General features: G+C 61.6%; 24 protein-coding genes. 6 read left to right on the top strand and 18 right to left on the bottom strand.

Annotated features, from left to right (window positions below; genetic code table 11):
- Positions 1 to 25: 25 nt before the first annotated feature.
- From BXE_RS03885 to BXE_RS03830, 12 genes are all read right to left on the bottom strand, one after another.
- Complete coding sequence (locus BXE_RS03885) at positions 26 to 637, bottom strand: hypothetical protein (protein WP_011487111.1); 612 nt, start codon at positions 635 to 637, stop codon at positions 26 to 28.
- A gap of 226 nt (positions 638 to 863) precedes the next feature.
- Positions 864 to 1,877 carry an AAA family ATPase gene (locus BXE_RS03880; RefSeq protein WP_158340921.1) on the bottom strand — a complete coding sequence of 338 codons (1,014 nt, stop codon included), beginning with the start codon at positions 1,875 to 1,877 and terminating at the stop codon, positions 864 to 866.
- Between the two features lie 146 nt (positions 1,878 to 2,023).
- A complete protein-coding gene (locus tag BXE_RS03875) occupies positions 2,024 to 2,296 on the bottom strand; it encodes a hypothetical protein (RefSeq protein WP_011487109.1) in 273 nt (90 codons plus the stop codon).
- Between the two features lie 463 nt (positions 2,297 to 2,759).
- Positions 2,760 to 3,758, bottom strand: coding sequence for a hypothetical protein (locus BXE_RS03870; protein WP_038456854.1), 999 nt, complete (start codon positions 3,756 to 3,758; stop codon positions 2,760 to 2,762).
- 152 nt (positions 3,759 to 3,910) lie between these two features.
- The gene (locus BXE_RS03865; RefSeq protein ID WP_148222898.1) at positions 3,911 to 4,213 is read right to left on the bottom strand and encodes a hypothetical protein; all 303 of its coding nucleotides are present in this window, start codon (positions 4,211 to 4,213) and stop codon (positions 3,911 to 3,913) included.
- A 230-nt stretch (positions 4,214 to 4,443) separates the two neighbouring features.
- Positions 4,444 to 5,778 (bottom strand): site-specific integrase, encoded by a 1,335-nt coding sequence (locus BXE_RS03860; protein ID WP_011487105.1) that lies wholly within the window; start codon positions 5,776 to 5,778, stop codon positions 4,444 to 4,446.
- A 265-nt stretch (positions 5,779 to 6,043) separates the two neighbouring features.
- Complete coding sequence (gene cobA, locus BXE_RS03855; protein ID WP_011487104.1) at positions 6,044 to 6,799, bottom strand: uroporphyrinogen-III C-methyltransferase; 756 nt, start codon at positions 6,797 to 6,799, stop codon at positions 6,044 to 6,046.
- A gap of 54 nt (positions 6,800 to 6,853) precedes the next feature.
- On the bottom strand, positions 6,854 to 8,170 hold the full coding sequence (locus BXE_RS03850; protein ID WP_011487103.1) for a sulfate adenylyltransferase subunit 1: 1,317 nt from the start codon (positions 8,168 to 8,170) through the stop codon (positions 6,854 to 6,856).
- A 25-nt stretch (positions 8,171 to 8,195) separates the two neighbouring features.
- Positions 8,196 to 9,158: a sulfate adenylyltransferase subunit CysD gene (cysD, locus tag BXE_RS03845; protein ID WP_011487102.1), complete on the bottom strand. Its 963-nt coding sequence runs from the start codon at positions 9,156 to 9,158 to the stop codon at positions 8,196 to 8,198.
- Positions 9,159 to 9,268: 110 nt separating this feature from the next.
- Positions 9,269 to 10,015, bottom strand: coding sequence for a phosphoadenylyl-sulfate reductase (locus BXE_RS03840; protein WP_011487101.1), 747 nt, complete (start codon positions 10,013 to 10,015; stop codon positions 9,269 to 9,271).
- Positions 10,012 to 10,551: a DUF934 domain-containing protein gene (locus BXE_RS03835; RefSeq protein WP_011487100.1), complete on the bottom strand. Its 540-nt coding sequence runs from the start codon at positions 10,549 to 10,551 to the stop codon at positions 10,012 to 10,014. The genes BXE_RS03840 and BXE_RS03835 overlap by 4 nt, the downstream gene beginning before the upstream one ends.
- A gap of 22 nt (positions 10,552 to 10,573) precedes the next feature.
- Positions 10,574 to 12,253: a nitrite/sulfite reductase gene (locus tag BXE_RS03830; RefSeq protein ID WP_011487099.1), complete on the bottom strand. Its 1,680-nt coding sequence runs from the start codon at positions 12,251 to 12,253 to the stop codon at positions 10,574 to 10,576.
- A 221-nt stretch (positions 12,254 to 12,474) separates the two neighbouring features.
- Between BXE_RS03830 and BXE_RS03825 the strand changes: the two genes are divergently transcribed.
- The 6 genes from BXE_RS03825 to BXE_RS03800 all read left to right on the top strand — a co-directional run bounded on the left by BXE_RS03825 (position 12,475) and on the right by BXE_RS03800 (position 17,406).
- The gene (locus BXE_RS03825; protein WP_007175965.1) at positions 12,475 to 13,416 is read left to right on the top strand and encodes a CysB family HTH-type transcriptional regulator; all 942 of its coding nucleotides are present in this window, start codon (positions 12,475 to 12,477) and stop codon (positions 13,414 to 13,416) included.
- 34 nt (positions 13,417 to 13,450) lie between these two features.
- The gene (locus BXE_RS03820; protein ID WP_011487098.1) at positions 13,451 to 14,620 is read left to right on the top strand and encodes an ABC transporter substrate-binding protein; all 1,170 of its coding nucleotides are present in this window, start codon (positions 13,451 to 13,453) and stop codon (positions 14,618 to 14,620) included.
- Positions 14,621 to 14,696: 76 nt separating this feature from the next.
- Positions 14,697 to 14,906, top strand: coding sequence for a hypothetical protein (locus BXE_RS03815; protein WP_038456864.1), 210 nt, complete (start codon positions 14,697 to 14,699; stop codon positions 14,904 to 14,906).
- A 235-nt stretch (positions 14,907 to 15,141) separates the two neighbouring features.
- On the top strand, positions 15,142 to 16,446 hold the full coding sequence (locus tag BXE_RS03810; RefSeq protein ID WP_038456867.1) for an AAA family ATPase: 1,305 nt from the start codon (positions 15,142 to 15,144) through the stop codon (positions 16,444 to 16,446).
- On the top strand, positions 16,443 to 17,090 hold the full coding sequence (locus BXE_RS03805; protein ID WP_011487096.1) for a retron system putative HNH endonuclease: 648 nt from the start codon (positions 16,443 to 16,445) through the stop codon (positions 17,088 to 17,090). The genes BXE_RS03810 and BXE_RS03805 overlap by 4 nt, the downstream gene beginning before the upstream one ends.
- A 55-nt stretch (positions 17,091 to 17,145) precedes the next feature.
- Positions 17,146 to 17,406: a hypothetical protein gene (locus BXE_RS03800; protein ID WP_011487095.1), complete on the top strand. Its 261-nt coding sequence runs from the start codon at positions 17,146 to 17,148 to the stop codon at positions 17,404 to 17,406.
- Between the two features lie 39 nt (positions 17,407 to 17,445).
- Here BXE_RS03800 and BXE_RS03795 read toward each other — a convergent pair whose 3' ends face one another.
- The 6 genes from BXE_RS03795 to BXE_RS03770 all read right to left on the bottom strand — a co-directional run bounded on the left by BXE_RS03795 (position 17,446) and on the right by BXE_RS03770 (position 24,382).
- Positions 17,446 to 18,597 (bottom strand): Gfo/Idh/MocA family protein, encoded by a 1,152-nt coding sequence (locus BXE_RS03795; protein WP_011487094.1) that lies wholly within the window; start codon positions 18,595 to 18,597, stop codon positions 17,446 to 17,448.
- A gap of 29 nt (positions 18,598 to 18,626) precedes the next feature.
- Positions 18,627 to 19,676: a sugar phosphate isomerase/epimerase family protein gene (locus BXE_RS03790; RefSeq protein ID WP_011487093.1), complete on the bottom strand. Its 1,050-nt coding sequence runs from the start codon at positions 19,674 to 19,676 to the stop codon at positions 18,627 to 18,629.
- Positions 19,677 to 19,756: 80 nt separating this feature from the next.
- Complete coding sequence (locus BXE_RS03785; protein ID WP_007175970.1) at positions 19,757 to 20,719, bottom strand: substrate-binding domain-containing protein; 963 nt, start codon at positions 20,717 to 20,719, stop codon at positions 19,757 to 19,759.
- A 98-nt stretch (positions 20,720 to 20,817) separates the two neighbouring features.
- Positions 20,818 to 21,831, bottom strand: coding sequence for an ABC transporter permease (locus BXE_RS03780; protein WP_007175971.1), 1,014 nt, complete (start codon positions 21,829 to 21,831; stop codon positions 20,818 to 20,820).
- Complete coding sequence (locus BXE_RS03775; protein WP_011487092.1) at positions 21,812 to 23,299, bottom strand: sugar ABC transporter ATP-binding protein; 1,488 nt, start codon at positions 23,297 to 23,299, stop codon at positions 21,812 to 21,814. Before BXE_RS03775 ends, BXE_RS03780 begins: the two co-directional genes overlap by 20 nt.
- A 3-nt stretch (positions 23,300 to 23,302) precedes the next feature.
- Positions 23,303 to 24,382, bottom strand: coding sequence for a LacI family DNA-binding transcriptional regulator (locus BXE_RS03770; RefSeq protein WP_038456872.1), 1,080 nt, complete (start codon positions 24,380 to 24,382; stop codon positions 23,303 to 23,305).
- Positions 24,383 to 24,574 lie beyond the last annotated feature (192 nt).

Below are 24,574 nucleotides of genomic sequence, written 5' to 3'. Positions count from 1 at the left end.
GTCGCCATCCGGTCTCCGTGCGGAGTCAACTAGTGTCGGTTGCGTTGTCGGCAGCTCTCTTGCCGTTCACGAGCCGCAAACCCGGCGACGTTGCGAGCGCGTCTATCTGCGCGAGTGTCAGCGGCGGTAGCAGCGTTTCAGCAGTCGGCAGGCTCGCAAAAAAGCCTTGTGCTTCGCTCGATTGCAAGACGCCGCCCAGCAATTCGGCTTGCCTGTCGACTTGCCATTTTTCGAGAGCGTATTTCCCTTCCGCCGCCATCGCGTCGATATGTGCAATCGCCAGCTTGCGCAGTTCGGCACGTCGGGGCGAGTAAGAGTTATCTCCGCGGTTACTCATGTACATCTGGATCCTCGGGCGAAAGCTCTCTCGAATGCCACGCTCCTGGCAACGTCGCGCGAGTTCGGCGTCGGCAGTTGAGGCGGCTTCGTCGGCAATGCGCACCAGATCGCGACATAGCTCGTCTTCGGCCTTGAATTCCCGCGATAGCTCCTGTTCGGCTTCAGCGCGTCGGATCGCGGCAAGCTTGTCCACTTCCGCCTTTCCGACCCGCACCAGCGCGCGCAGATGTTCGCGCAGCGCGTCGCGTTCCTTGACGGTCATCGGTGCGGGTAACTTCGTTTGTACACTGACTTTCATGTCGTTCTCCCTAGAACGTTAAAGTGCGACGCCCAGATTTTTGTCACGCTGCGCGATGTCGATTCCGTTCTGCATCGTTACTCTCCAGTTCGTCTGCAATAGGTGGCAGGGATGCCACAATTGCCACACCCCTAAAGGGGTGTGTGGCATCTGTTGTATGCAACACCCTTGCCACTGCGGCGCAGCAGTTGAATTTTGTGGCAGTTGTGGCAATTGTTGACACGGTTCATTCTGCCCATAGCCAGTCGTCCCTGGCGGAGTAAATCCGGCTGGCAATCATGTGCGTGACTGTGCGCCGCGCGACGTACCTGCGGTTCTTTGCCTTGCAGACCATATGCAATGCGGCCTGTTCGATCGCCGCCTCGACCGGTACGCATGCGTGCGTTGGCGGCGCATTGGCCTTGCCGAACTCGCGCGACGCGCGCAGCATGTCCCCTACCACGCGATAGACAATCATCTGTGCGCTGCCACGCGGCCGCGCCGGGCGCAGCCGCTCAGGTTCGGCGTCGAGCGGTTCGATGACGCAGGACGTCACCGGATCGCCGTCATCGTCGACACCGACCTCGACACTCCGAAGTCTGAAGGTATGGCGCAGACCGTCACATCCATCCTTGCTCTTCACGAGGGTCCACTCCCGCACGCCGCCGTCGCATTCGCGAACCTCGATGGCGGCATCGAGCGCCGCGTACAGCGAACTGTGTCCGCGCAGGCCACGACTCGAATCCTTGCCGCTATGCGCGATGAGAATCACGGTTGCGCTCAGCGCAAGCTGGATGACCTTGCACGCCTCGATCAGCCGGCCTACGTCCGCCGAACTGTTTTCATCCGCGCCGCCGCTTGCGCGGTTCAGCGTATCGACAATGACCAGGCCTCCGGCCATGCCCAGTCGCCGGGCGACCTCGATCAGCCGGTCGATGTCGGACAGGCTGCGCAGGTCAAAGGGCTGTCCGCGCAGCACCCAGAAGCGTGCCGGATAGTCGCTCCCTGTGTCCAGGTGCCACGCCCTGGCCCGCTTCGGGATTCCGGCGTCGCCCTCAAGCACGACCAGCAGCACCGGCACATGGGAAACCCGGTAATGGAACCATTCGTCGGCGGCCCCCGCGACGGCGACGCCGAGGTCGAAACCGAGAAATGACTTGCCGCAGCCCGCCGCGCCGAACAGCGCGAGCAGGGACGACGCCGACGCTATCGGCTTGACGATCCAGTGCTGCGGCGGCGACTGTGTGGCGAGTTCTGCCAAGGATTCCGTCGCGTAGGGCGCAGGCGCGTGCGGTCCCGCGGCCGGTCGCTCGGCGCGACGCTGTCTGGCGCGCTCGTCCCCATTCTTCGCGAAATGGTCGCGGACGCTGGCACGCTCGTATTCATCGGAGTCGATGAAGGGGGGGCTCACAATTCACCCCGCGTCGCCTTCTCGCGCATCCACAGGCGCGCGGCTTCGACTACGTTCGCGGTGATCCATTCACGATTCCGGTGCCATTCGACCGGCGTCATCGACCGCTCGCAGCGACTCAATTCGCGTGCAATCATGGCTTCGACACGCTGGCGCAGCGCGTCCGGTGTCCAGTAGCTGGGTCTATCGGAGAGAGGCGCGCCTGGCGTCATCCGGACGCATCCACGCCGGGCCATCAAGTCGTGCCTCTGTGTTGGTTCGCCGGCCATGATCGCCGCCTACGATCTGCACGACGCCGGCTCACCACTTATCGGCGAAAGCGATTCGCGAAGTTGGGCGACGGACCACCGTGCACTTGAGCCGAACCGGCGGGGCGGCGGAATCTGCCCGCTGGCACTGCGTCTCCAGGCAGTGCCGATTGAGCAACCGTACAACGCGGCAACAGTTCGAACATCAACCCAGGCGCTGCCCGGTAGTTCGTCAAAAATGCGTAATGCGACAGGAAGAGTAGCTTTAGACATAGCGTGTCGCTCCGGCAGGGATACGGTGCGATACGCATGGCGCTGAACGGTATCGCCCCGCGTTCATGAATGAAACACAGTGCAGGGCCATTGGACACCGCTGAAGCAACCGTGTAACGGGAGGAATTTCAACGAAAAGTGTGCGAAATTTTCCCGGGAAGATTTTGAGCGATTTGCCCGCAAAATCTTCCTCGTGGGATAACCCTCATGATCAGCGCTGGGAAGCCTTCCTGGTCTGCCGAAGGTAGGGCCGGATATCGTCGCGCGAAAGCGGGTTCTGCAGATTCGCTATCGCGGATACGAGCAGGGCCACAGCATTATGTAGAGGTCTGCCGTAGATCATGCGCATGGTGGCTGACAGTTCGCGCACCAGGAAGGGCAGCAGTCCGCTGTCCTGCCGTCCCGGCTGCGCGACGGCGGGCGCTCGCTGGCGCAGTTGCTCGACACGTTGCAGGGCGAGCCGTAGTGGTTCGGTGAGCGAGAGTTCCGCAACAGTATCGAGCATCCATACGTTTCGCTCTGCTGCCGTCCACGACGACCATGACGCATTCGCGTCCTGGCCCGGTTCGCGCAGGTATGTGGGCTGTCGATCTGACAGCATCAGGAACCAGCCATAGCCCGGGATCTCTTGTTCCGCGCTGGCCTCACGTTCTGCCAGATAAAGCTGACCGATGTAATCGCCCAGCGCCGATCTGAATATGCTGCGCGTCTCGGGTGCAGCCTCGATCGCTTCGAGCAGCTTGGTGCCAGCCTCAACCACGCGCGCGAGCGATCTTTTCCGTGCGGCCGGTGGCAGCTTGGGCGCGCTGTGAAACCGGCCCACGATGCCGTCGAGCATCAGCAGCAGTAGGGAAATGTTCTTATCGCCGTCACGGGAAATGTTATATCCCGGATTAGCGGGTGTGGTCTTCAGAGTCTCCCACACGGAACGCATGTCGGCATGGTACGTACTGAGCCGCGCCGTCCGCTCCAGCGCGGCGGCATACCAGCTTTCTTTGCTGGACGACTCGTTGCCGCCCCAGGCACGGCGTTCGAACCGCGCGAAGGCCAGATCCTGCAGACGCTCATGAAACCGCAGGACGAGCGGGTCAGGCGCCCAGGCGGGCAGGTAACGCGCAGCCAACCGGTCATAACGCCGTCTCGCGCGCTCCGTGCGCCTGTCGTCCGCATTTGAGTTCGTGCCGGGCGGCACGTTGCTGGCCGTGCCCATCGATGCTCCACCGGCAACGAGGGAATTGCCGCATCGTATCGATTTTACGTGATATGGCCTGACGTGAAATACCGATGGATTGAGCGGCTTGTGGACAACAAAAAACTGCCGCAGCAGGGTTCTGAAAGGAGCGACGGGAATGGATCGGACCGTCATCTGTCATCCCCCGGCGGTTTCGCATTATCCGTTTTTCGGGCTGTTTGCGCCGCCTCGGGAACCTCGGCAGCATCGGCAGCGGCTTTCCTCTGTTCGAAGGAACCTTCCCACTCGCGCGCTGACCGGGTGGTAATCAGCACGCGGCGACGCGAGAGGCGCAGTTCACGGGGCGCCAGGCCCTTGCGCCGGAGGGCGCGGTAGAACGATTCGCTGATCGAGTAGCGGTGGCAGAACTGCGGGATCGACATTGCGTCGAGTTCCGGCGCACGGGCGTTGACGGAAGAAGCAGAGGTAACCATATGACCACTCCCTAGCGCGTATGACGGTACATCTGCGCGTATGGTAGTCGTTAGCAATGCGACACACATGGCTTCGCCGGGAAGATCATTTCTGATGGCGACCTTCAACCGCACGGGCATGCGCGCTTCATCCCTGCTCAATCTGACGCAACACGTTGCAATCAGTGTCGGCGGGAAAAGAACGCCCCCGCTGCGCCGGGGGTAGTTCGAGAAAAAATCCTGCTATCTGTCTATGCGGCAACCTGTGCAGCATGCGCCGTCGCGGCAGCTGCACTCGCACGGTCCAGCGCACGGATGTCGTGACGCTGCTGCTCCGGGCAGTGGTGCGCATAACGCATCGTCTGCTGGAGGCTGCTATGTCCGAGCCATTTGCCGATGCGTTCGATTGGCACGCCGTGCTGGGCGAGGCGCGTCGCGAAGCTGTGGCGAAGGTCATGCCACGTGAAGCTGTCGATCTTCGCTTCAGCCAGCACGTGCCGGTAAGGTCCGATTTCGCGGCGCACTTCGCCGAGCGCGTTACCAAACACCAGGATCGGCTGCACCGGGCCGCTACAGGTCTGCGCCTTCCATGCCTTCAGCACCTGGATGACTTCGTCGCACATTGGCACATAGCGCGTGCGGTCGCCCTTGCTGGTTGCCTTGCGAACGCGGATACGCTCGTTGTCAAAATCGACGTCGGGCCATTGAAGTTGCATCTGTTCTCCGCGACGCAGGCCGGTGCCAAGCGCGACCAGCACCGCTGGCTTAACATGATCGACGTAGGCAGCATCGGGACCATAGACGATGTCACAGCGCGCATCTGAGTCGATCTGCGCATGACTCTTGCGCAGCCGCGCCTCACGTGCATCGAGCGCCGCACGCAACCGGATTTCCATGTCCGGGCGCAGCCACTGGTCGCGACCTTCGCCTTCGTCGAACAGCGCCTTGTTATCGTCCATCACCTCGGCGACCGGATTTGCGGTGATGAAGTCGAGCCTGATCGCGTGCGAGAATAGTCCGCGCAGCGAGGTCAGCTTGCGCCGGACCGACGCCGGGCACATGATGCGGTCCTCACCGACCTCCTTTTCCAGTTCCGCATAGGCCCACTCCAGCACCTGCTGCACACTGATGCGGTTCAGCGTGCCAGGAAAAGCCTTACCCAGCTTGCGCAGTTCGGTAATGGTCCTCGGCGCGGTCTTGATGGTTGCGCGCAGGCGCTTGCCGTAGTGGCCATCAATGAATCCGTCGATCGTCGGCACGACCTTCGCGGCGTGTTCGGTGCGGTGCGCGCGTTCGCGTTTACGTACGATCTCGCTTGCCGTATCGTTTGAATGCTCGACTTCCTGCGTCAGTTCCAGCGCGCGGCGGCGTGCTTCGGAGACCGTCATCGCCGGATACGCGCCGATGGTCTGCCGGCGGTGCCTGCCGTTGGAACCGGTGTAGCGGTAGTAGAAGCTGATGGCGCCGTTCGGTGTGATGCGCGCGCCGAAACCCTTCTGGATGTCGGCGAGTTCGCGGTGCTTTCCGTCTGAGCCGCTCTTGCGGATTGAGTCGAGCAGTTCGCGGGTGAGGTTGATTCTGGCCATGTGCGTGTCCCTGTCAAAGTATTTCCCCACGGCAGTGGCCGTGGGGAATTTGTGGGGAGCGCGCGATACGCTGAACGTCGCTGTATCACGCTGCTATACGCCGATAAGTATCTGATTTATAACGGTAAACGCTGTTATAGGATACCTATGCGCCGTATGCAAATGCCCCGCACAGGGGCAACGCTAATAAACCACTGAAAAATCAAGGAAAGGCCAAAGCCGCAAAAGCACCAACAAGCGAAGCGCACAGCAGCAAGGAGAAACCTCAAGCCGCGACCAACAACCCACCCGCGGAGCGAACCACCCCACTTTGCCGCGCAGCAAAAGCCTCCCCAATCATCAGCAAACTAGGCTGCGAAGCATCGACCCACTTCTGCGCATCGCCGGCGGCCAGTTCTTCAAGAGTAAGCGAAAGCATCCGCTCCCGCGCAGTAGAACAAGCCTCAACAATAGCCACAGGCGTGGCAACAGACCGCCCAGCCTCAATCAACTGCTGCGCAATCTCAACCCCACTATCCCGGCCCATATAAAACACCAGAGAATCCGCATTAACCTGCTCGCGAATCTCCTCAGACCCAGGCGCCCGACTAAAAGTAGCCAACGCAACGCTGCGCGACACACCCCGCAACGTCAGCGACCGTTTCAAAGAGGCAGCGCTCGCGAGAGCCGCCGTAATCCCAGGCACAACCTCATACTCGATGCCCGCAGCCTCGAGCGCCCGCATTTCCTCATCAGCGCGCCCGAACAACATCGGATCGCCGCCTTTAAGGCGCACGACCACGTCATGCTCCAAAGCAGCATCCACAATCTGCTTATTGATGAACTGCTGCGCGGTCGACAACTGCCCACAACGCTTCCCAACAGCAATCCGCCGCGCATGCGAAGGCGCATAGTCCAACATAGCCGGCTCGACCAGCGCATCGTGCAGCACGACATCGGCCAACCCAAGCAGCCGCGCGCCACGCACCGTAATCAGGTCCGCAGCACCCGGGCCTGCGCCGATCAGATAAACCTTACCCATTTGCCTAAACCTGCCTGTTAGGTCGCCAGCACGACGCAGTGACGTGCCAAACGCTTAAGCCGAAAACGCCCGAATCATCCCAGCGGCAACGGTGTGATGCGTCGCCTCATCGATCAGCACGAACGCACCCGTGCCCTGATGCGAGTCGTACACGTCGCACACCAGCGGCTTCTGCAACGTCAGCGCCACACGGCCAATATCGTTCATCGTCAGTTCCTTTCGATCGGTCGCCTGCGACAGCGTATGCACGTCGAGCACTTCCTTGATCGCACCGATCCGCGCGAACACCGTGTTGGTGGTCTGCTTCAACAGATACTTGCGTTGCGTCGACAGCGGCGTGTCGTCGAACCAGCAGAGGTCGGCTTCCAGTTTCTTCGCCGGCTCCGGCGCCGCTTCACGCAGCACGAAGGTGTCGCCGCGCGACACGTCGACGTCTTCCGCCAGACGAATCGTCACCGTTTGACCGGCAAACGCGCGGTCCACCGCAGCCGTGCCGCCCGGCACCGGCGCGATGATCTCTGCAACCGTCGCTTCCCGATTGGCCGGCAACACGACGATCGTATCGCCGAGCTTCACTTCACCGGCTTCCACACGGCCCATGTAGCCGCGGAAATCGTCGGCCTGGCTGCCGTCCTGGCGCGCCACCCATTGCACCGGGAAACGCAGCGCCTGGCCCGTCGGTACTTCGACCGGCAGCGCTTCGAGCAGGTCGAGCAGCGGTTCGCCCGCGTACCACGGCATGCTTTCGCTCGCCGTCACGATGTTGTCGCCCTTGAGCGCCGACACCGGCACGAAGCGCACATCGTTCAAGCCCAGTTGACGCGCAAGTTCGACATACGCGTCGCGAATCTCGTTGAAGCGCTGCTCGCTGTAATCGACCAGGTCCATCTTGTTGATCGCGACGATTGCGTGCTGCAAACCCAGCAGCTTGACGATCGCGCTATGACGCTTGGTTTGCGGCAGCAGTTGCGCGACGCCGTCCACAAACGTCACGCGCGTCGCGTCGACCAGAATGATCGCCGCGTGCGCGGTCGATGCACCCGTCACCATATTGCGCGTGTACTGCTCGTGACCCGGCGTGTCGGCAATGATGAACTTGCGCTTCGCCGTCGCGAAGTAACGGTACGCGACATCGATCGTGATGCCCTGCTCGCGTTCTGCTTCGAGGCCGTCCGTCAGCAACGACAGATCGATTTCGTCGCCTACGGTACGCTTATTCTTCGCGCGCGACAGGGCCGAGAGTTGATCTGAAAGCACAGCCTTGCTGTCGTACAGCAGGCGGCCGATCAACGTGCTCTTGCCATCGTCGACGCTGCCCGCAGTGATGAAACGCAGCACGCCGAGGTCTTCTGGTTGGTGAATACCGCTCATGATTGTCTTGCCCTCGTCCGTGTGCTTAGAAATAACCTTGCTTCTTACGCTGTTCCATCGCGGCTTCGGAGACCTGATCGTCCATCCGCGTCGCACCGCGTTCCGTGATTTCGGTCACGGCCGTTTCGGCGATGATCTTCTCGAGATCATCTGCATCGCTTTCCACCGGGCACGTGCAGCTGATATCGCCGACGGTACGGAAACGCACCAGCGCGGTTTCACTGACTTCACCTTCACGCATCGGCGTGAGCGGCGTGACCGGCACGAGCAGACCATTGCGGCGCACGATCTCGCGCTGATGCGCATAGTAGATCGACGGCAGTTCGAGCTTTTCACGGGCGATGTACTGCCACACGTCGAGTTCGGTCCAGTTCGAAATCGGGAACACGCGCAGGTGTTCGCCGTTATGCAGACGTGCGTTGTACAGGCTCCACAGTTCCGGGCGCTGCGCCTTCGGATCCCACTGGCCGAATTCGTCGCGGAACGAGAAAATCCGTTCTTTCGCACGGGCCTTTTCTTCATCGCGGCGCGCGCCGCCGATCAGCGCGGTGTAGCCGTACTCTTCGATGGTTTCGAGCAGCGTCACGGCTTGCGCGGCGTTGCGCGAATCCGTTTCACGGCGTAGACGCACCGTGCCGCGCTTGATCGAATCTTCAACGTGACCCACCACGAGTTCAGCGCCGATCTCTTTCGCGCGACGATCGCGGAAGTCGATCACTTCCTCGTAGTTGTGGCCGGTGTCGATATGCACGAGCGGGAACGGCAGCACGGTCTTGCGATTCGCGCCGATACCGAAGGCCTTCAGCGCAAGGTGCAGCACCACGACCGAATCCTTGCCGCCCGAAAACAGCAGCGCGGGCTTGCTGCACTCGGCAACCAGTTCGCGCAGGATGTGAATCGACTCGGCTTCGAGCCAATCGAGGTGATCCATACGGTTTGCCGTGTTGGCTAGCGGTGCGTTCACAGTGGAATCGAGCGTGGTGCTCATGTTTGGGTCCTTCGTTGGTTCGCGTCGCAAGCGGTTGCTCGCGTCGCGCAAGTATTCAAATCGATATGTGCGGCGTGCGGGCGAAAAGCCAAGGCCCGCTCGCTGAAACTTCAGGCCTGGGCGTCCGCGTTGCGCTCGATCGCGATCGGCGTAATCGTCGTGATGTGCAGTCCGCATTCCTTCGTATCGCGCGACTCCCACCACCAGCGCCCTGCCCGGCTATCTTCGCCGGGGCGCACGGCGCGCGTACAAGGTTCGCAACCGATACTCGGGTAGCCGCGCGCATGCAGCGGATTGACGGGCACGTCGAACGCTTTCAGGTAGGCCCACACTTCGGCCTCGGTCCAGTCGGTCAGCGGATTGAACTTGGCGATATTACGCGCGGCGTCGTGCTCTTCCGCATGCAGCTCCGCACGCGTCACCGACTGCTCGCGGCGCTGGCCCGTGACCCATGCGCTGACATCCGACAGCGCGCGGTTCAACGGCTCGACCTTGCGAATTTCGCAGCAGCGCTTGCGCAGATCGACGCTTTCATAAAACGCGTTCAGACCGTGCGTGCCGACATACTCTTCGACCGCGGCGGGTTGCGGGTGAAACTGTTCGATCTCGTAACCGTAGCGCTCTTTCACGCGATCGAGCATGCCCAGCGTTTCAGCATGCAAGCGGCCCGTGTTCAGCGAGAAGATGCCGATCTTCACGCCGCGCGAAAGAATCGCGTGCGTGAGCAGCATGTCTTCCGCGGCAAGGCTGCTGGCGAGCTTCACGTTCGCGTGACGCGCGGCGATCGAATCGAGCAGCGCGTCGAGGCGCTCGACCTTCGCGGCGAGTTCCGGCGTGAGGGCTTGAACTTCGCTCATGCCGAAGCCTTCGCCAACTCGCCCAATTCGCGGCGGCGGAACAGCGGCAATGAGTTCACCGCGCCCTGATAGTTGAAGCTGAATTCGTCGAATGCCTTGAGCGCGTCGTCGAAGTCTTTATCGGCGCGCAGCGCGTAAGCGTCGAAGCCGCAACGGAACATGAACGCAAGCTGATCGCGCAGCACGTCGCCGATCGCGCGCAGTTCGCCCTTGTAGCCATAACGCTCGCGCAGCAGGCGGCCAATGCTGTAGCCGCGGCCGTCGCGGAACACCGGGAAGTCCACGCCGATCAGCGCGATCCTGTCGAAGTCGGCGACGATATCCGCCGGTTCGCTATCCGGCGCGAGCCACACGCCGATTTCAGCGGCACTGCGCGAAGCGCTCAGCGCATCGCGTTCAGCCTGCCACAGCGCGAGCGGCACCAGCACCTTGCCGGCGGGCAATTCGTTCACCGCGGGCAGCGTGCCGTCTTCCGCCGGGCGCACCACCGTCCAGTCGTCGTTGACGATCGCGCGATTCTTGATGATAGAAGCCATCTGTTCAGTATCCTTTTCGCGGTTACGCGTGAGCCGGTTGACGCGAAGCGTACACACGTTCCTTGAACGGGGTGATGCCGATGCGGTTATACGTTTCGATGAAGCGCTCGCCTTCGTGGCGGTTTTCCACGAACGTATCGATCACCTTGCTCATCACGTCCGGCATTTCTTCCGCCGAGAACGACGGGCCGATCACGCGGCCGAGTTGCGCGCCGCTGGCGCCCGTGCCCTGCTCGCCGCCGAGCGTCACCTGATACCACTCCGAGCCGTCCTTATCGACGCCCAGAATGCCGATGTTGCCGATGTGGTGGTGACCGCACGCATTGATACAGCCCGAGATGTTCAGCGACACGTCGCCGAGGTCGTACACGTAGTCCAGATCGTTGAAACGCTCCTGAATGGCGAGCGCGATCGGAATCGACTTCGCATTCGCGAGCGAGCAGAAGTCGCCGCCCGGGCACGCGATGATGTCGGTCAGCAAACCGATGTTCGGCGTCGCGAACCCCTGCGCCTTGGCCTTTTCCCACAGCGCGAACAGGTCGCGCTTCTTCACGTTGGCAAGAATCAGATTCTGTTCGTGCGACACGCGGATTTCGCCGAGCGAGTACTCGTCGGCCCAATCGGCGACCGCTTCCATCTGCGCGTCCGTTGCATCGCCGGGGGCGATCGTGGTCGGCTTCAAGGACAAGGTGACCGACGCATAACCCGACACCTTGTGCGGGCGCACATTACGCTCGACCCAACGGGCGAACGCGCGATTTTCCAGCAGATGCTTTTCGTACGAAGCGTCCGTATCCGCGAGCTTTTCGTAGACCGGCGGCTGGAAGTATTGCGACACGCGATCCACTTCGGCTTGCGTGAGCGTCGAAGGACCGTCCTTCAGGTGCTGCCATTCTTCTTCGACTTGCGCCGAGAACTTCTCCGGGCTCAACGCCTTCACGAGAATCTTGATGCGCGCCTTGTATATGTTGTCGCGGCGGCCGTAGCGGTTATACACGCGCAGCACGGCTTCGCAGTACGTCAGCAGATGCTGCCACGGCAGATCCTTGCGGATGATCGCGCCGATGATCGGCGTGCGGCCCATGCCGCCGCCGGCCAGAATGTCGGCCACCAGTTCGCCCTGCTCGTTCTTCTTCAGATACACGCCCATGTCGTGAATCTGCACGGCAGCGCGGTCTTCTTTCGAACCGGACACGGCGATCTTGAACTTGCGCGGCAGCCACGCGAATTCGGGGTGGAACGTCGACCATTGGCGCAGGATTTCTGCCCACGGACGCGGATCGACCACTTCATCCGGCGCCACGCCGGCGAACTGGTCGGCGGTGATGTTGCGGATACAGTTGCCCGAGGTCTGGATGCCGTGCATCTGCACCGCGGCGAGCTTGCGCAGGATTTCCGGCGTTTCTTCGAGCTTGATCCAGTTGTACTGGATGTTCGAGCGCGTCGAGAAGTGGCCGTAGCCGCGGTCGTGCTCACGCGCGATCTGCGCCAGCACGCGCATCTGGTTGCTGCGCAGGTTGCCGTACGGAATCGCGATACGGTGCATGTACGCGTGACGCTGCATATACAGGCCATTCTGCAGGCGCAGCGGACGAAACTCCTCTTCGCTCAATTCGCCCGACAAGCGGCGGCGAACCTGATCGGCGTACTGCGCGACCCGTTCATCGACGATGGTCTGGTCGTACTGATCGTATTGGTACATTCGGGGACCCCAATTTTTTGCAAGTGATACGCGGCAGTCCGGTTCTGCCGCGCCTTGAATACCTCCGTTTGTCAGCAGCCGCAGATGAACGTTTAGACCCATCGCTCATTTGCTTATGACAAATACAGATATCCATATTGAAAAAGATGGACAGATCGTAATAAACTCGCCTTATATTTCAAACGACTAAAAAATTCTTTTGATATGCGGAGAGGTTATATATGAACCTGCATCAATTCCGCTTCGTCCGCGAGGCTGTGCGGCAGAATTTCAACCTGACGGAAGCGGCGAAAGCCCTGTTTACAAGCCAGCCGGGCGTTTCCAAGGCGATCATCGAGCTGGAGGACGAACTCGGCGTGGAAATCTTCACACGACACGGCAAGCGGGTGCGCTCGCTGACCGAGCCGGGGCGCATCATTCTTCAATCGGTTGAGAAGATTCTGCAGGAAGTCGAGAGCCTCAAACGGGTCGGTAAAGATTACGCGGCGCAGGATCAGGGCAATCTGGTGATCGCCGCCACCCACACCCAGGCGCGCTACTCGCTGCCCGCTGCGATCGCCGAATTCAAGAAGCGCTTTCCCAAGGTCCACCTTTCGATTCTGCAAGGCAGCCCGACTCAGGTCGCCGAAATGGTGATCCACGACCAGGCCGACCTCTGCATCGCCACCGAGGCGATCGCCAACTATAAGGAACTGGTGTCGCTGCCGTGCTTCCAGTGGCACCACGTGGCGGTCATGCAACCGGATCATCCATTGCTCGACCGCAAACTTTTGTCGCTGGATGATCTGACCCAGTATCCGCTGATCACCTACGACAACGCGTTCGCCGGCCGCACCAAGATCAACGAGGCGTTCCGCCTGCGCGGTCTGCATCCGGACATCGTACTGGAGGCGATCGACGCCGACGTGATCAAGACCTACGTGGAACTGGGTCTGGGCGTCGGCATCATGGCGGATATCGCGTTCAACGCCGAGCGCGACCGTCATCTGCGCGCCATGCCGGTCGGCCACCTGTTCGGCAGCAACGTGACGCGGGTCGCGCTGAAACAGGGCGCCTATTTGCGCAGCTATGTGTACACGCTCGTCGAACTGCTGTCGCCGAGCATGAACCGCAAGCTGATCGAGCAGGCGCTCAAGGGCGAACACGAAACCTACGAACTTTGATATCACCACGCTTTCTCGCTACGGAGACCCATCGATGACGTCGTATAAGAAAAGAATCAGCGGCCTCGCCGCCGCTTTTGGTTTGAATGCGCTCCTGCTCGCCACCGCTGCCCACGCCGACATCAAGGTCGGCATCGATCTGTCGAGCACCGGCCCGGCGGCCGTGATCGGCATCACCAGCAAGAACGCGATGCTGATGTGGCCCGCCACCATCGCCGGCCAGAAGGCCGACTACATCTTCCTCGACGACGCCTCCGACCCGGGCGCCGCCGTGCGCAACATCCGCAAGCTGATCAACGAAGACCACGTGGACGTGATCGTCGGCCCGAACATCACGCCGGCCGCGATGGCCGCGCTCGATCCGGTCGCCGAGAGCCAGACTCCGATGATCACGCTGATTGGCTCGGCGAGCGTGGTCGAGCCACAGGAAGGCAAGAAGGTGTGGGCCTACAAGATGGCGCAGACCGACAGCGCGATGGCCGACGTGATGACGCGCTACATGTCGAACCACAACGTGAAAACGGTGGGTTTCATCGGTTTCGCGGACGGCTACGGCGAAAGCTGGCTCAACGAGTTCAGCAAGTTCGCGGCGCTGCGCCATATTCAACTGGTCGCCACCGAGCGCTATAACCGCACCGACGCGAGCGTGACCGGCCAGATCCTGAAGCTGATGGCCGCCAAACCCGACGCGATCCTGATCGCGGGCGCCGGCACGCCGACGGTGCTGCCGCAACGCACGCTGATCGAGCGCGGCTACAAAGGCCCGATCTATCAGACGCACGGCATTGCCACGCCCGAGTTCATCAAGCTGGGCGGCAAGGACGTGGAAGGCACGCTGTTCCCGACCCAGCCGGTCGTGGTAGCGCGTACGCTGCCGGCCGATCATCCGGCGAAGAAAGCGGCGCTCGCCTTCACGAACGAATATGAAGCGAAGTACGGCCCGGGCAGCGTGACGCAGTTCGCGGGCGACGCGGCGGGTGTGTATCCGCGTTTGCAGGACGCGGTAGCCCGTGCGTTGAAGACGGCGCAGCCGGGCACGCCGGCGTTCCGCACGGCGCTGCGTGACGAGCTGGAACATGCGCATGAACTGGTCGTGCCGAACGGCGTGGTCAACACGAGCCCGAAGGATCACGTGGGGTTGGATCAGCGCGCGAGCGTGATGGGCGTGATCAGGAATGGCAAGTTTGTTTATTTGAGCCAGTAAGCGCAGATCGCATCTCCTGCGCTCGGACGTCCTGCCGGTTATCTATCACTGCCGTTTCGAAGGCTCGACCAGAAGCATGAACGAATTGTTCATTTACGCATTTGTGGCGCTGGTGGAGATTATCATCTACATCGGTCTCGCGTCCGAGTTCGCAAGCTTCGCGCAGCCGCTCACGATCATGGCGTCATTGCTGCTGATGCCAGTCGGAACGCTAACCGTGCTGCTGCTCGGCAGCACGCGGCACACTTTCCCGATTGTCAGCTTCGTGCCGCGGATGGGTTCGTAACCAAGTAATCAAGAACGCGACTCTGATGGCGGTCTTCACCGTCAGCAGAGTCGCAACAAGGCGGCCTGCACGACACGTCCGACGATTCTGGCGCCGGTGATCCCGGTAGGGTATTCGGCGCGCGAACCTTGGGAGGTAGATGACCTGCGAAAATAGTGATTGAGACAGCTTAAGTCTGTGAATGTAGAATCTACCGAAGACTTGATCTTGGTGACAGGCGCAAACCGGAATTCCTATGAAAATCGACAAAGTACGGCTGACTAACTATCGCTGCCATCGCGACATCGCTGTTAGTTTTTCGCCGCATTTTAATGTGTTGGTGGGAGCAAACGGGAGCGGAAAGACGTCGTTGCTGAAGGGGATAGCCGAGCTGTTCAATGGATTTGTAGGTGGTGTTAGCTCGAAAAGCATTGCTCCAACGCTGACGGCTGACTCCGTCCGGGTCGAACGCATCGACATTCAAGGCAGACTGAGATTTGAGGAGCAGTATCCAGTATCGGTTCTTGCCGAAGGAAGCATCGGCGATAAAAGACTGTCGTGGGGTGTCACCCGCGAAGCGCCTACCGGAAACTTTACGTACCTTGGCGGACAACCAGGTGATGTATGGAAGACAGCAAGTGACAAAGGCGTAAACACTGCTCTCGCAAAAAAACTCCCTATCCTCGCGTTCTACCAGGCAAATCGCCAATGGAATTTGAACCGGGCAAGTGAGCTTGAGGCTGCAACGAGCAAAGACGGTCGTATGAACGCTTATAACAATTTTTTCAATGCGTCTAGCGATGCTGCCTCTTTGCAAACCTGGGTCATATCTAAATGCCTGGAGCGCTTTCAAGTTTCCTCGGAAACAAACAGACTGTTCGACGAGGTAACTGACGACGAGCTTGCTTTAGTTAACGGTGCGCTCGCCAACGCGATCGGGGAAATTCAAGGTATCAAATTTGATATGCGGGAGAAAAGCCTGCTTGTCGAATGGAAGCAGTCCGCTGGTTCAAGCCGCTCAGCTACCGTTTTTGGAAATCTAAGCGATGGGCAAAAAGCGGTCGTGGGGTTGATCGTAGACATTGCACGACGCATCTGCCTCCTAAATCCTCAGTTGGGGCAATCAGCCATTAAGGAGACGCCGGGAATTGTCCTCATCGATGAACTCGACATGCATCTCCATCCCAAGTGGCAACGAGCACTTACCTTGGGCTTGCAGTCCGCATTCCCCTCCGTTCAATTCATCGTTGCGAGCCATTCGCCGCAAATTTTAGGAGAGATGAAGCCAGAGCAGATTATCGTGCTAACCGGAGGAACGACCTCCAATCCTCAGGTCAGCTACGGACTCGACTCGAGCGCGGTACTTGAAGAAATTATGGACGTCCCCGCTCGTCCGTTAGAAGTCGCCAATGAACTGTCGGCACTATTCGAAGCTTTAGAGCGAAATGAACTGAATGTTGCGCGCCAACACCTCGCCAAATTGCGTGCTGGCGCGCCGGGCATTGTCGAACTGAACCGCGCCGAGGCCCTTCTCAAGAGAAAGGAGGTGCTTGGCCGATGAGATATGTTGTAAAAAACCAAGAACCTGAATCGTTCGCGGCCTGGAAAAAATTAGCAAATAGGGACTGGAAGCCTAGCTATCAGGACCTTATGAATCCAGAGAAGAAGGAACTGCACGGCTCACTTGTGGCCGAGCAGGGTGGAACATGCTGCTATTGCGGACGGGAGATCGATCTGGCTGATAGTCACGTCGAGCACTTCGTTCCCCAAGCTAGCGCTCCAGATCAGGCGCTCGACTACGAAAACTTGCACGCGTCCTGTATTCGGGAGCGCTCTCCCAATTTGCCTCTGCACTGCGGCCACGCGAAGGAGGAAGAGCTTGATCAAGCCTTATGCATATCGCCTTTAGATCCAACTTGCGAGCAGCGCTTTAAATATGCCTTGGACGGCGCAGTGTTGGCAGCCGATCCTGCCGACGAAAGCGCGGCCTACATGATCAAACTCCTACAACTTGGCATTCCGTCTTTGCGCAATCGACGGCAGGCGGTCCTTGAAGGCGTGTTCGACAATGCGTTCCTTGAGTCTGCAACCAGTGCAGAACTGGAAACTATTCGCACTGTCTATCGGACACGTGACAACGCCGGACATTTTGCAGATTTTGCCCATGTTGTCGCCCGATTCGCGGAACAATTAGCTCAGCCCTGATCAATGAGTTTTATTGCTAAAGTAGCAATCTTTCCCCGATCAGCAGTCCCCCACCATGCGCACCACCCGAGCCATCCACGCCGTCGAGCGTTTGAAAACCCGCAGCGGCAATCCGCAGTTCGCCGCGATCAGCCTGTCCGGCGGCCTGTTCTATCTGGTCGACAAATCGGGCGGCACGGACAAGAAAGTCTCCGATCCGCTGACGCTCGACGACTTCGTCAAATTCGTCGACGCTTTCGGCCCGCCGAAGCCGCGCAAGGCGAGCAAGCTGGATATCGCGTTCGAAGAGCAGATCAAGAAGAGCAAGGGCGGTTGAGCGGGGCGGCCGCTCCACACGCTTAACCGTATCAACGCTTCAGGCGTTGCCAATCTCGCGCCACTGCCCATCCGCCGCGCTGCTCGCGAGCATCGCATCGATAAAGCGCAAACCCGCCACTCCGTCTTCCACCGTCGTAAGCAAGAGACTTTCGGCGGGCAACGCGCGGCCCGCGTCCAGCGCTTCGATCTGCAACGCCGCATCTTTGTACAACTGCGCGAACGCTTCCAGATAACCTTCGGGATGCCCTGGCGGCACACGCGTCGCATGCGCCGCGATCGCGCTCTTCACGCGCCCTCGCGTCAAACGCTCAGCCGCACCGCCCAACGGCGTGACCCACAATTCGTTCGGATTCTCCTGGTCGAAACTCAAACCGGCTTTCGTCCCATACACCCTCAAACGCAACGCGTTTTCCGCGCCACTCGCCACCTGGCTCGCCCATAGCATGCCGCGCGCTCCGTTCGGATAGCGCAGCATGGCCTGCACGTGATCGTCGATGCGGCGTCCCGGCACGAACGTATGTACTTCCGCGGACAGCGCGCGCGGCGTCATACCCGTGACGAACGCGGCAAGGTGATACGCATGCGTGCCGATATCGCCGAGACATCCCGCCGGACCCGCTAACGCCGGGTCCGTGCGCCAACCCGCCTGCTTGTTCCTGCCGCTCGTTTCGATCGGCTCCGCCAGCCAGTCCTGCGCATATTCGACCTGCACCACGCGTATCTCGCCCAACTCGCCTCTCTCGATCAACTCGCGGGCATGACGCACCAGCGGATAGCCGGAGTACGTATGCGTCAACGCGAACAACCGGTTCTTCTCGCGAGCGAGTTTCGCCAGCGCTTCGCCTTCGGCGAGCGAAATCGCCAGCGGCTTGTCACACACAATATGAATGCCGGCTTCGAGAAACGCCGTCGCCACCGGCGCATGCAGATGATTCGGCGTGACGATCGCCACCGCGTCGATGCCGTCGCCGCGAGCGGCCTCGGCGCGCGCCATCTCGCGCCAGTCGGCATAGCTGCGCGCGATGCCGGCCTCGGCGGCACTCGCCTGCGCGCGCTGCGGATCGGATGACAGCGCGCCCGCCACCAGTTCGAACCGATCGTCGAGCCGCGCCGCGATCCGATGTACCGCGCCGATGAACGCGCCCTGTCCGCCGCCGACCATCCCTAGCCTGAGCCTTCGTTGTGACATCGCTCTTACTCCTATGCGCCTGATTGCCGTCAGATGCCGAGCACGCGTTTCAACTGCGCGGCGTCCACGCCGCTTCCCGCGAAATCGTCGAATGCATGCTCGGCCACGCGGATGATGTGCCGGCGAATGAACTCCGCGCCTTCGCGCGCGCCGTCGTGCGGATGCTTCAGCGCGCATTCCCATTCGAGCACGGCCCAGCCGGGGAAATCGTATTGCGCCATCTTCGAGAAGATCGCGCCGAAATCGATCTGCCCGTCGCCGAGCGAGCGGAACCGCCCCGCACGTTCGACCCAACCGCTGTAGCCGCCGTACACGCCCTGTTTGCCGGTCGGACGAAACTCCGCGTCCTTCACATGAAACGCCTTGATGCGTTCGTGATAGATGTCGATAAACGCGAGGTAGTCGAGTTGCTGCAACACGAAATGACTCGGATCGTAGAGGATGTTGGCGCGCGCATGCTGTTTGACCGCATCGAGAAAACGCTCGAAGGTCACGCCGTCGTGCAGGTCTTCACCCGGATGCAGTTCGTAGCACACGTCCACGCCGGCTGCGTCGAACGCGTCGAGAATCGGCGTCCAGCGGCGCGCGAGTTCGTCGAATGCGGCTTCCACGAGACCGGCCGGACGCTGCGGCCACGGATACAGATAGGGCCACGCCAGCGCTCCGGAAAACGACACGTGCGTGCTCAAGCCCAACCGCTGCGAAGCCTTCGCCGCGAGCTTCATCTGCTCGATCGCCCACTGCGTGCGCGCGGCGGGATCGCCTCGCACCTGCGGCGCGGCAAAGCCGTCGAACAGCGCGTCATAGGCCGGGTGCACGGCGACGAGCTGTCCTTGCAGATGCGTCGACAATTCGGTGATCGTCACGCCGGCGTCGTCCACGGTCTCGCGCAACTCGTCGCAATAGGTCTGGCTCGACGCCGCCTGTTCGAGATCGATCAGGCGGCTGTCGCACGGCACCTGAATCCCTTTGAAGCCGAGACCCGCAGCCCATTCGGCCAGATGCGCGAGATTGTCGAACGGCACTTCGTCGCCCATGAACTGAGCGAGAAAGATGGCCGGGCCCTGGATGGTTTTCATCGTACGGTTCCTCGAACGGGGGCGCGCCCGCCGCGCGGCCCACTGACCGGAATCAGGCAGGCGCGCCCCGGATGCTGGGATCAGAACGGCGAGTCCGGGAAATAGAACTGCTGCGCGTTTTCCTTCGTGATCAGCACCGACGGAATGATCGTCGTGGGCGGCAGCTTCTCGCCCTTCAGGCGCGCCTCGGCGGTGAGCTTGATGGCGTCGTAGATGAACTTGGGCGAATACGATACGTCCGCCTTGATCATCGGCGCGCCGTCCATCACGTTCTTCACCATGCCCTTCGATCCCGCGCCGCCGAATACGATCTTGATGTCGGTGCGCCTCGCCTGCTCGATCGCCTTGATCACGCCCACGGCCATGTCGTCGTCCGCGGCCCAGACGGCGTCGATATGCTTGAAGCGCGTCAGATAATCCTGCATGACCTTGAACGCGTCGTCGCGATTCCAGTTCGCATACTTGGCGTCGAGAATCTTCATCTCCGGGTAGTTCTTGATCACGTTCGTGAACGCGGTCCAGCGTTCATTGTCGAGCGTGGTCGGAATGCCGCGCAGCGCGACGATGTTGCCCTTGCCGCCCAGCTCCTTCGCCAGAAACTCGGCGGGGATCTTGCCGAACGCGGTGTTGTCGCCCGCCACGTAGGCGTCCTGCGCGCTGGTGTCGGTCAGGCCTCGATCCACCACCGTCACGTACACGCCTTTCTTCTTCACCTGCGCGACCGGTTGCGTGAGCGAGGCCGATTCGAACGGGAAGATCACGAGCGCGTTGATCTTGTTGACGGTCACGAGATCCTGCAACTGGTTCGCCTGTTCGGGCGCGCCGGCCGCGGTCTTCACGATCACCTTCAGATCGGGATGCGCTTTCTCCAGATCGGCTTTGGCTTTATTCGCCCACCAGACGATACCGCCCGTAAAGCCGTGGTCGGCTGTCGGAATCGCGACGCCCAGCGTGACTTTTTCATCGGCGCGCGCGACATTCGCCGTACCCAGTATTCCCAACGCCAGCATGCCGGCGCCGACCGCTCGAAGGACCTGCTTCATGGTTATGTCTCCTTGTGTGAGGCGTTCGTGCGCCCCGATCTCAATTCACCGTTATTGCAGTTTGAAGCGCAATCTGAAGCACTACCGAAGCACTACCGCTACCGCCGTCCACGTTGAACGAACGCGACGAAGATAATCACCACGCCCTGCACCGCCGCGTTCAGATACACGCTGATGATGCTGGTCAGATTCAGAATGTTCGCGATCACCGACAGCAGGATCGCGCCGATCACCGTGCCGATCACGCGGCCTTCGCCGCCCTTGAGCGCCGTGCCGCCGACCACTACCGACGCGATCGCTTCGAGCTCCCACAGCAAACCGGTCGTCGGCGTGGCGGATCCGAGCCGCGGCACATACAACACCGTGGCAACGCCCACGCAAATGCCGAGCAGCACGTAGGTGACGATCTTTACGGTATCCACGCGAATCGCCGCGTAGCGCGCGACCTGTTCATTCGACCCGATCGCCTGCACATGGCGGCCGAACGCCGTGCGGTTGAGAATCAGCGCGCCGCCCGCCGCGACCACCAGAAACACCCAGATCGGCACTGGCACGCCGAACAGGCTCGCGTAATAGACCGGGCCGTACAGGTCGGACAGCGAGTTATCCAGAGTCAGCGCGCCGCCGTCGGCAAGCCAGGTCAGCACCGCGCGAAAGATGCCCAACGTGCCGAGCGTGACGATGAACGGCTCGATCCGCCCTTTGGTAATCAGCAAGCCGTGCGCGCAGCCGAACAGCCCACCGAGCACGAGCGCGAACACGATGCCGAGCGTGAGGATCAGCAAAGGCGCGAATGTATGGCCGCCTATGCCCGCCGCGAGTCCGTTCATCAGCCAGATCATGCTGCCCGCGATCAGCGCCGCCATCGAGCCGACCGAGAGATCGATGCCGCCCGAGATGATCACGAAGGTCATGCCGACCGCGATGATGCCGATGAACGACGTGCGCGTAAGCACGTTCATCATGTTGTCGACGGTGGCGAAATCGCGGTTGAGCAGCGTGCCGACAATGCACAGCGCGATCAGTCCAACCAGCGGACCGAGCGCATACAGCCGATGCGCGAAGCGCAACGCGCGGCCGGATTGAACGGCTTCAGTGGGTGCCGGTCGCATGGGCGATCAACTCCTCTTCGGTCAGATGCTCGAGCGTCAGCGTGGCTGGCAGGCGTCCCGCCCGCATCACGGCGACGCGGTGGCACAAGCCGATCAGCTCGATCAGTTCGGATGAAATGACGATCACCGCGCGGCCCTGCGCGGCGAGACGATGAATCAGGAAATAGATGTCGCGTTTCGCGCCGACATCCACGCCGCGCGTCGGCTCGTCGAGCACGATCACGTCCGGCTCCGGCTGCAGAAACTTGGCGAGCGCGAGCTTCTGCTGATTGCCGCCGGAGAGCATGCGCGCGCGGCTCGACAGGTCGCCGGTGCGAATGCCGAATTCGCTCACGGCTTTGGTCAACGCGGCGCGCCCCGCTTTCATGTCGAGCAGCGGATGCGCGTAGCGTTCGAGCGTCATCATCGTGACGTTGTCCTGCAGGCTCAGGTTCACGTGCAGGCCTTTGCCCTTGCGATCCTCGCTGAGATAGGTGAGGCCGTGGCGCATCGCGTCGCGCGGGCTTTTCAGATCGGCGGGGCGGCCGGCGATCTCGATGCGGCCCGCCGTGCGCTTGCGCAGGCCGATGATCGCTTCGAACGCCTCGGTGCGCCCCGCGCCCACCAGTCCCGCGAAACCGAGCACCTCGCCGGCGCGCACGTCGAAGCTCAGGTCCTCCACCCAGTCCGGCACGACGAGGCCTTGCACCTTCAGCGCGACCGGCGCGTCGGCGGGCACGGTGATTTTCTCGGGGAACATGTCGGACACGTCGCGCCCGACCATCAGGTTCGCCATCTGCTGCCGCGAAAGTCCCGCGGTTTCGCCGCGGGCGACGAAACGGCCGTCGCGCATCACGATCACTTCGTCGGTGATGCGCTCCACTTCGTCGAGCTTGTGCGAAATGTAGATGAGGGTCACGCCGTCGGCCTTCAGCTTCGCCATCAGCGTGAAAAGGCGTTCGGTTTCGGACGGCGTGAGCGTCGCCGTCGGCTCGTCCATAACGAGCAGGCGCGCGCGGCGCGACAGCGCCTTGGCGATCTCCACCATCTGCTTTTCCGCGACGATCAGTTCGCGCACCTTCGTGTCCGGCGCTTTCTCCAGACCGACCTGCGCGAGATAACGGGCGGCCTCGATATTCATCGCCGCATCGTCGACGAACCAGCCGCGCTTCTTTTCATGGCCGAGGTACATGTTCTGCGCGATCGTCAGATGCTCGGCGAGATTGAACTCCTGGTGAATCAGCACGATGCCTTGCGCTTCGGCATCGCGCGAGCCGTTGAACTGCTGCGGCTGGCCGTCGATCAGCAAGCTGCCCGAGGTGGCGGTTTCATAGCCGGCGAGGATTTTCATCAGCGTCGATTTGCCCGCGCCGTTCTCGCCGAGCAGACCGTAGATGCGGCCCGGCGCCAGTTCGAAGCTCACGCCGTGCAGCACGCGCACGGGCCCGAAGTCTTTGCGGATATCGTCGAAGCGGATTGCGAGGCTCATGACTCAGGCGCTCCCGCGAATCACGAGCCGGTGCGGCAACAAGACGCCCGGCACATTCGCCAACGGATTGGCGAGCCGCTGCAGCAACAGGCGCGCGGCGGTTTCGCCCAGCTCGCGCATGGGCTGCGCGATGGTGGTGAGCGGTGGATCGATCTGCGCGGCGAGCGAGATATCGTCGAAGCCGACCACCGCGATATCGTCGGGCACGCGCTTGCCGACGCTGCGCAAGCCGTGGATCACGCCGATCGCGAGCGTGTCCGAAACCGCGAAGATCGCGCCCGGCGCCTGCGGCTGATTCATCAGCGTGGCCGCGGCCGAGGCGCCCGCTTCGTAATCGAGGCTGTTCAGGTTCATGCGCCAGCGTTCGTCCGGCGTGATGCCCGCTTCGGTCAGCGCATCCAGATAGCCCTGCTGACGCTGGCGCGCGTACAGATAATCGACATCGGAATTGATCAGGCCGATGCGGCGATGACCGCGCGCGAGCAGGTGCCGGACAGCGTCGCCGGCGGCCCGGTAGTTGTCGATGCCCACGTACGGCACGCCCATTGCCGGGTCGAACTCGCAGCACGCAACCCACGGCAGCGCGCCGGAGGCCTCGCCGAGCGCCTGCTGGATGGTGGCCGGATCGAGACAGATCGCGCCGTCCGCGCGGCGGCGTCGCAGCAGATCGAAGTAGCTGCGCTCGCGGCCCGGATCGGCGCCGGTGTCGCACAGCAACATGAAGTAGCCGTGCTGACGCGCCACGCTGTCGATGCCGCGCACGATCTCCGCGTAAAACGGGTTGCCGACGTCCGGCACCATAGTCAGCAGCAGGCGGCTCTCGGCGGTGCGCAGGTTGCGTGCAAGTTCGTTGACGCGGTAGCCGCTGGCGTCGATGGCGGCGAGCACCTTGTCGCGCGTGGCTGGCCTCACGTTCTCGTGACCGTTCAGCACGCGCGACACGGTGGCGACCGAAACGCCCGCCTGCTCGGCCACACCGGCAATCGACAGGCCTTCGGCCGCGCCGCGCGACGGCTGGCCGCCGGGCTGGGCATGCGCCGCGGGCACCGCTGCCGACGCTTTCCTGGACGACGATCTGGACAAGTGAACCCGCCTCGAAAATGTAATCGATTACATTTTTGAGCGATCGGCACGCGAAGCGCAAGGACCGATCGCTAGGGATTAACACGGGGGCCGGTGAGGCCGGCGGGGGCGCCGCGACGCCGCGCTGCGGCCGGACGGCGGGCGGCGCCCTGCCCGCCACAGCGCGGATCGTGACAGTCATTTGGTACAATC

It is taken from the genome of Paraburkholderia xenovorans LB400, from assembly GCF_000013645.1.
Lineage (GTDB): Bacteria > Pseudomonadota > Gammaproteobacteria > Burkholderiales > Burkholderiaceae > Paraburkholderia > Paraburkholderia xenovorans.
This window is presented reverse-complemented; position numbering and strand designations above follow the sequence as displayed.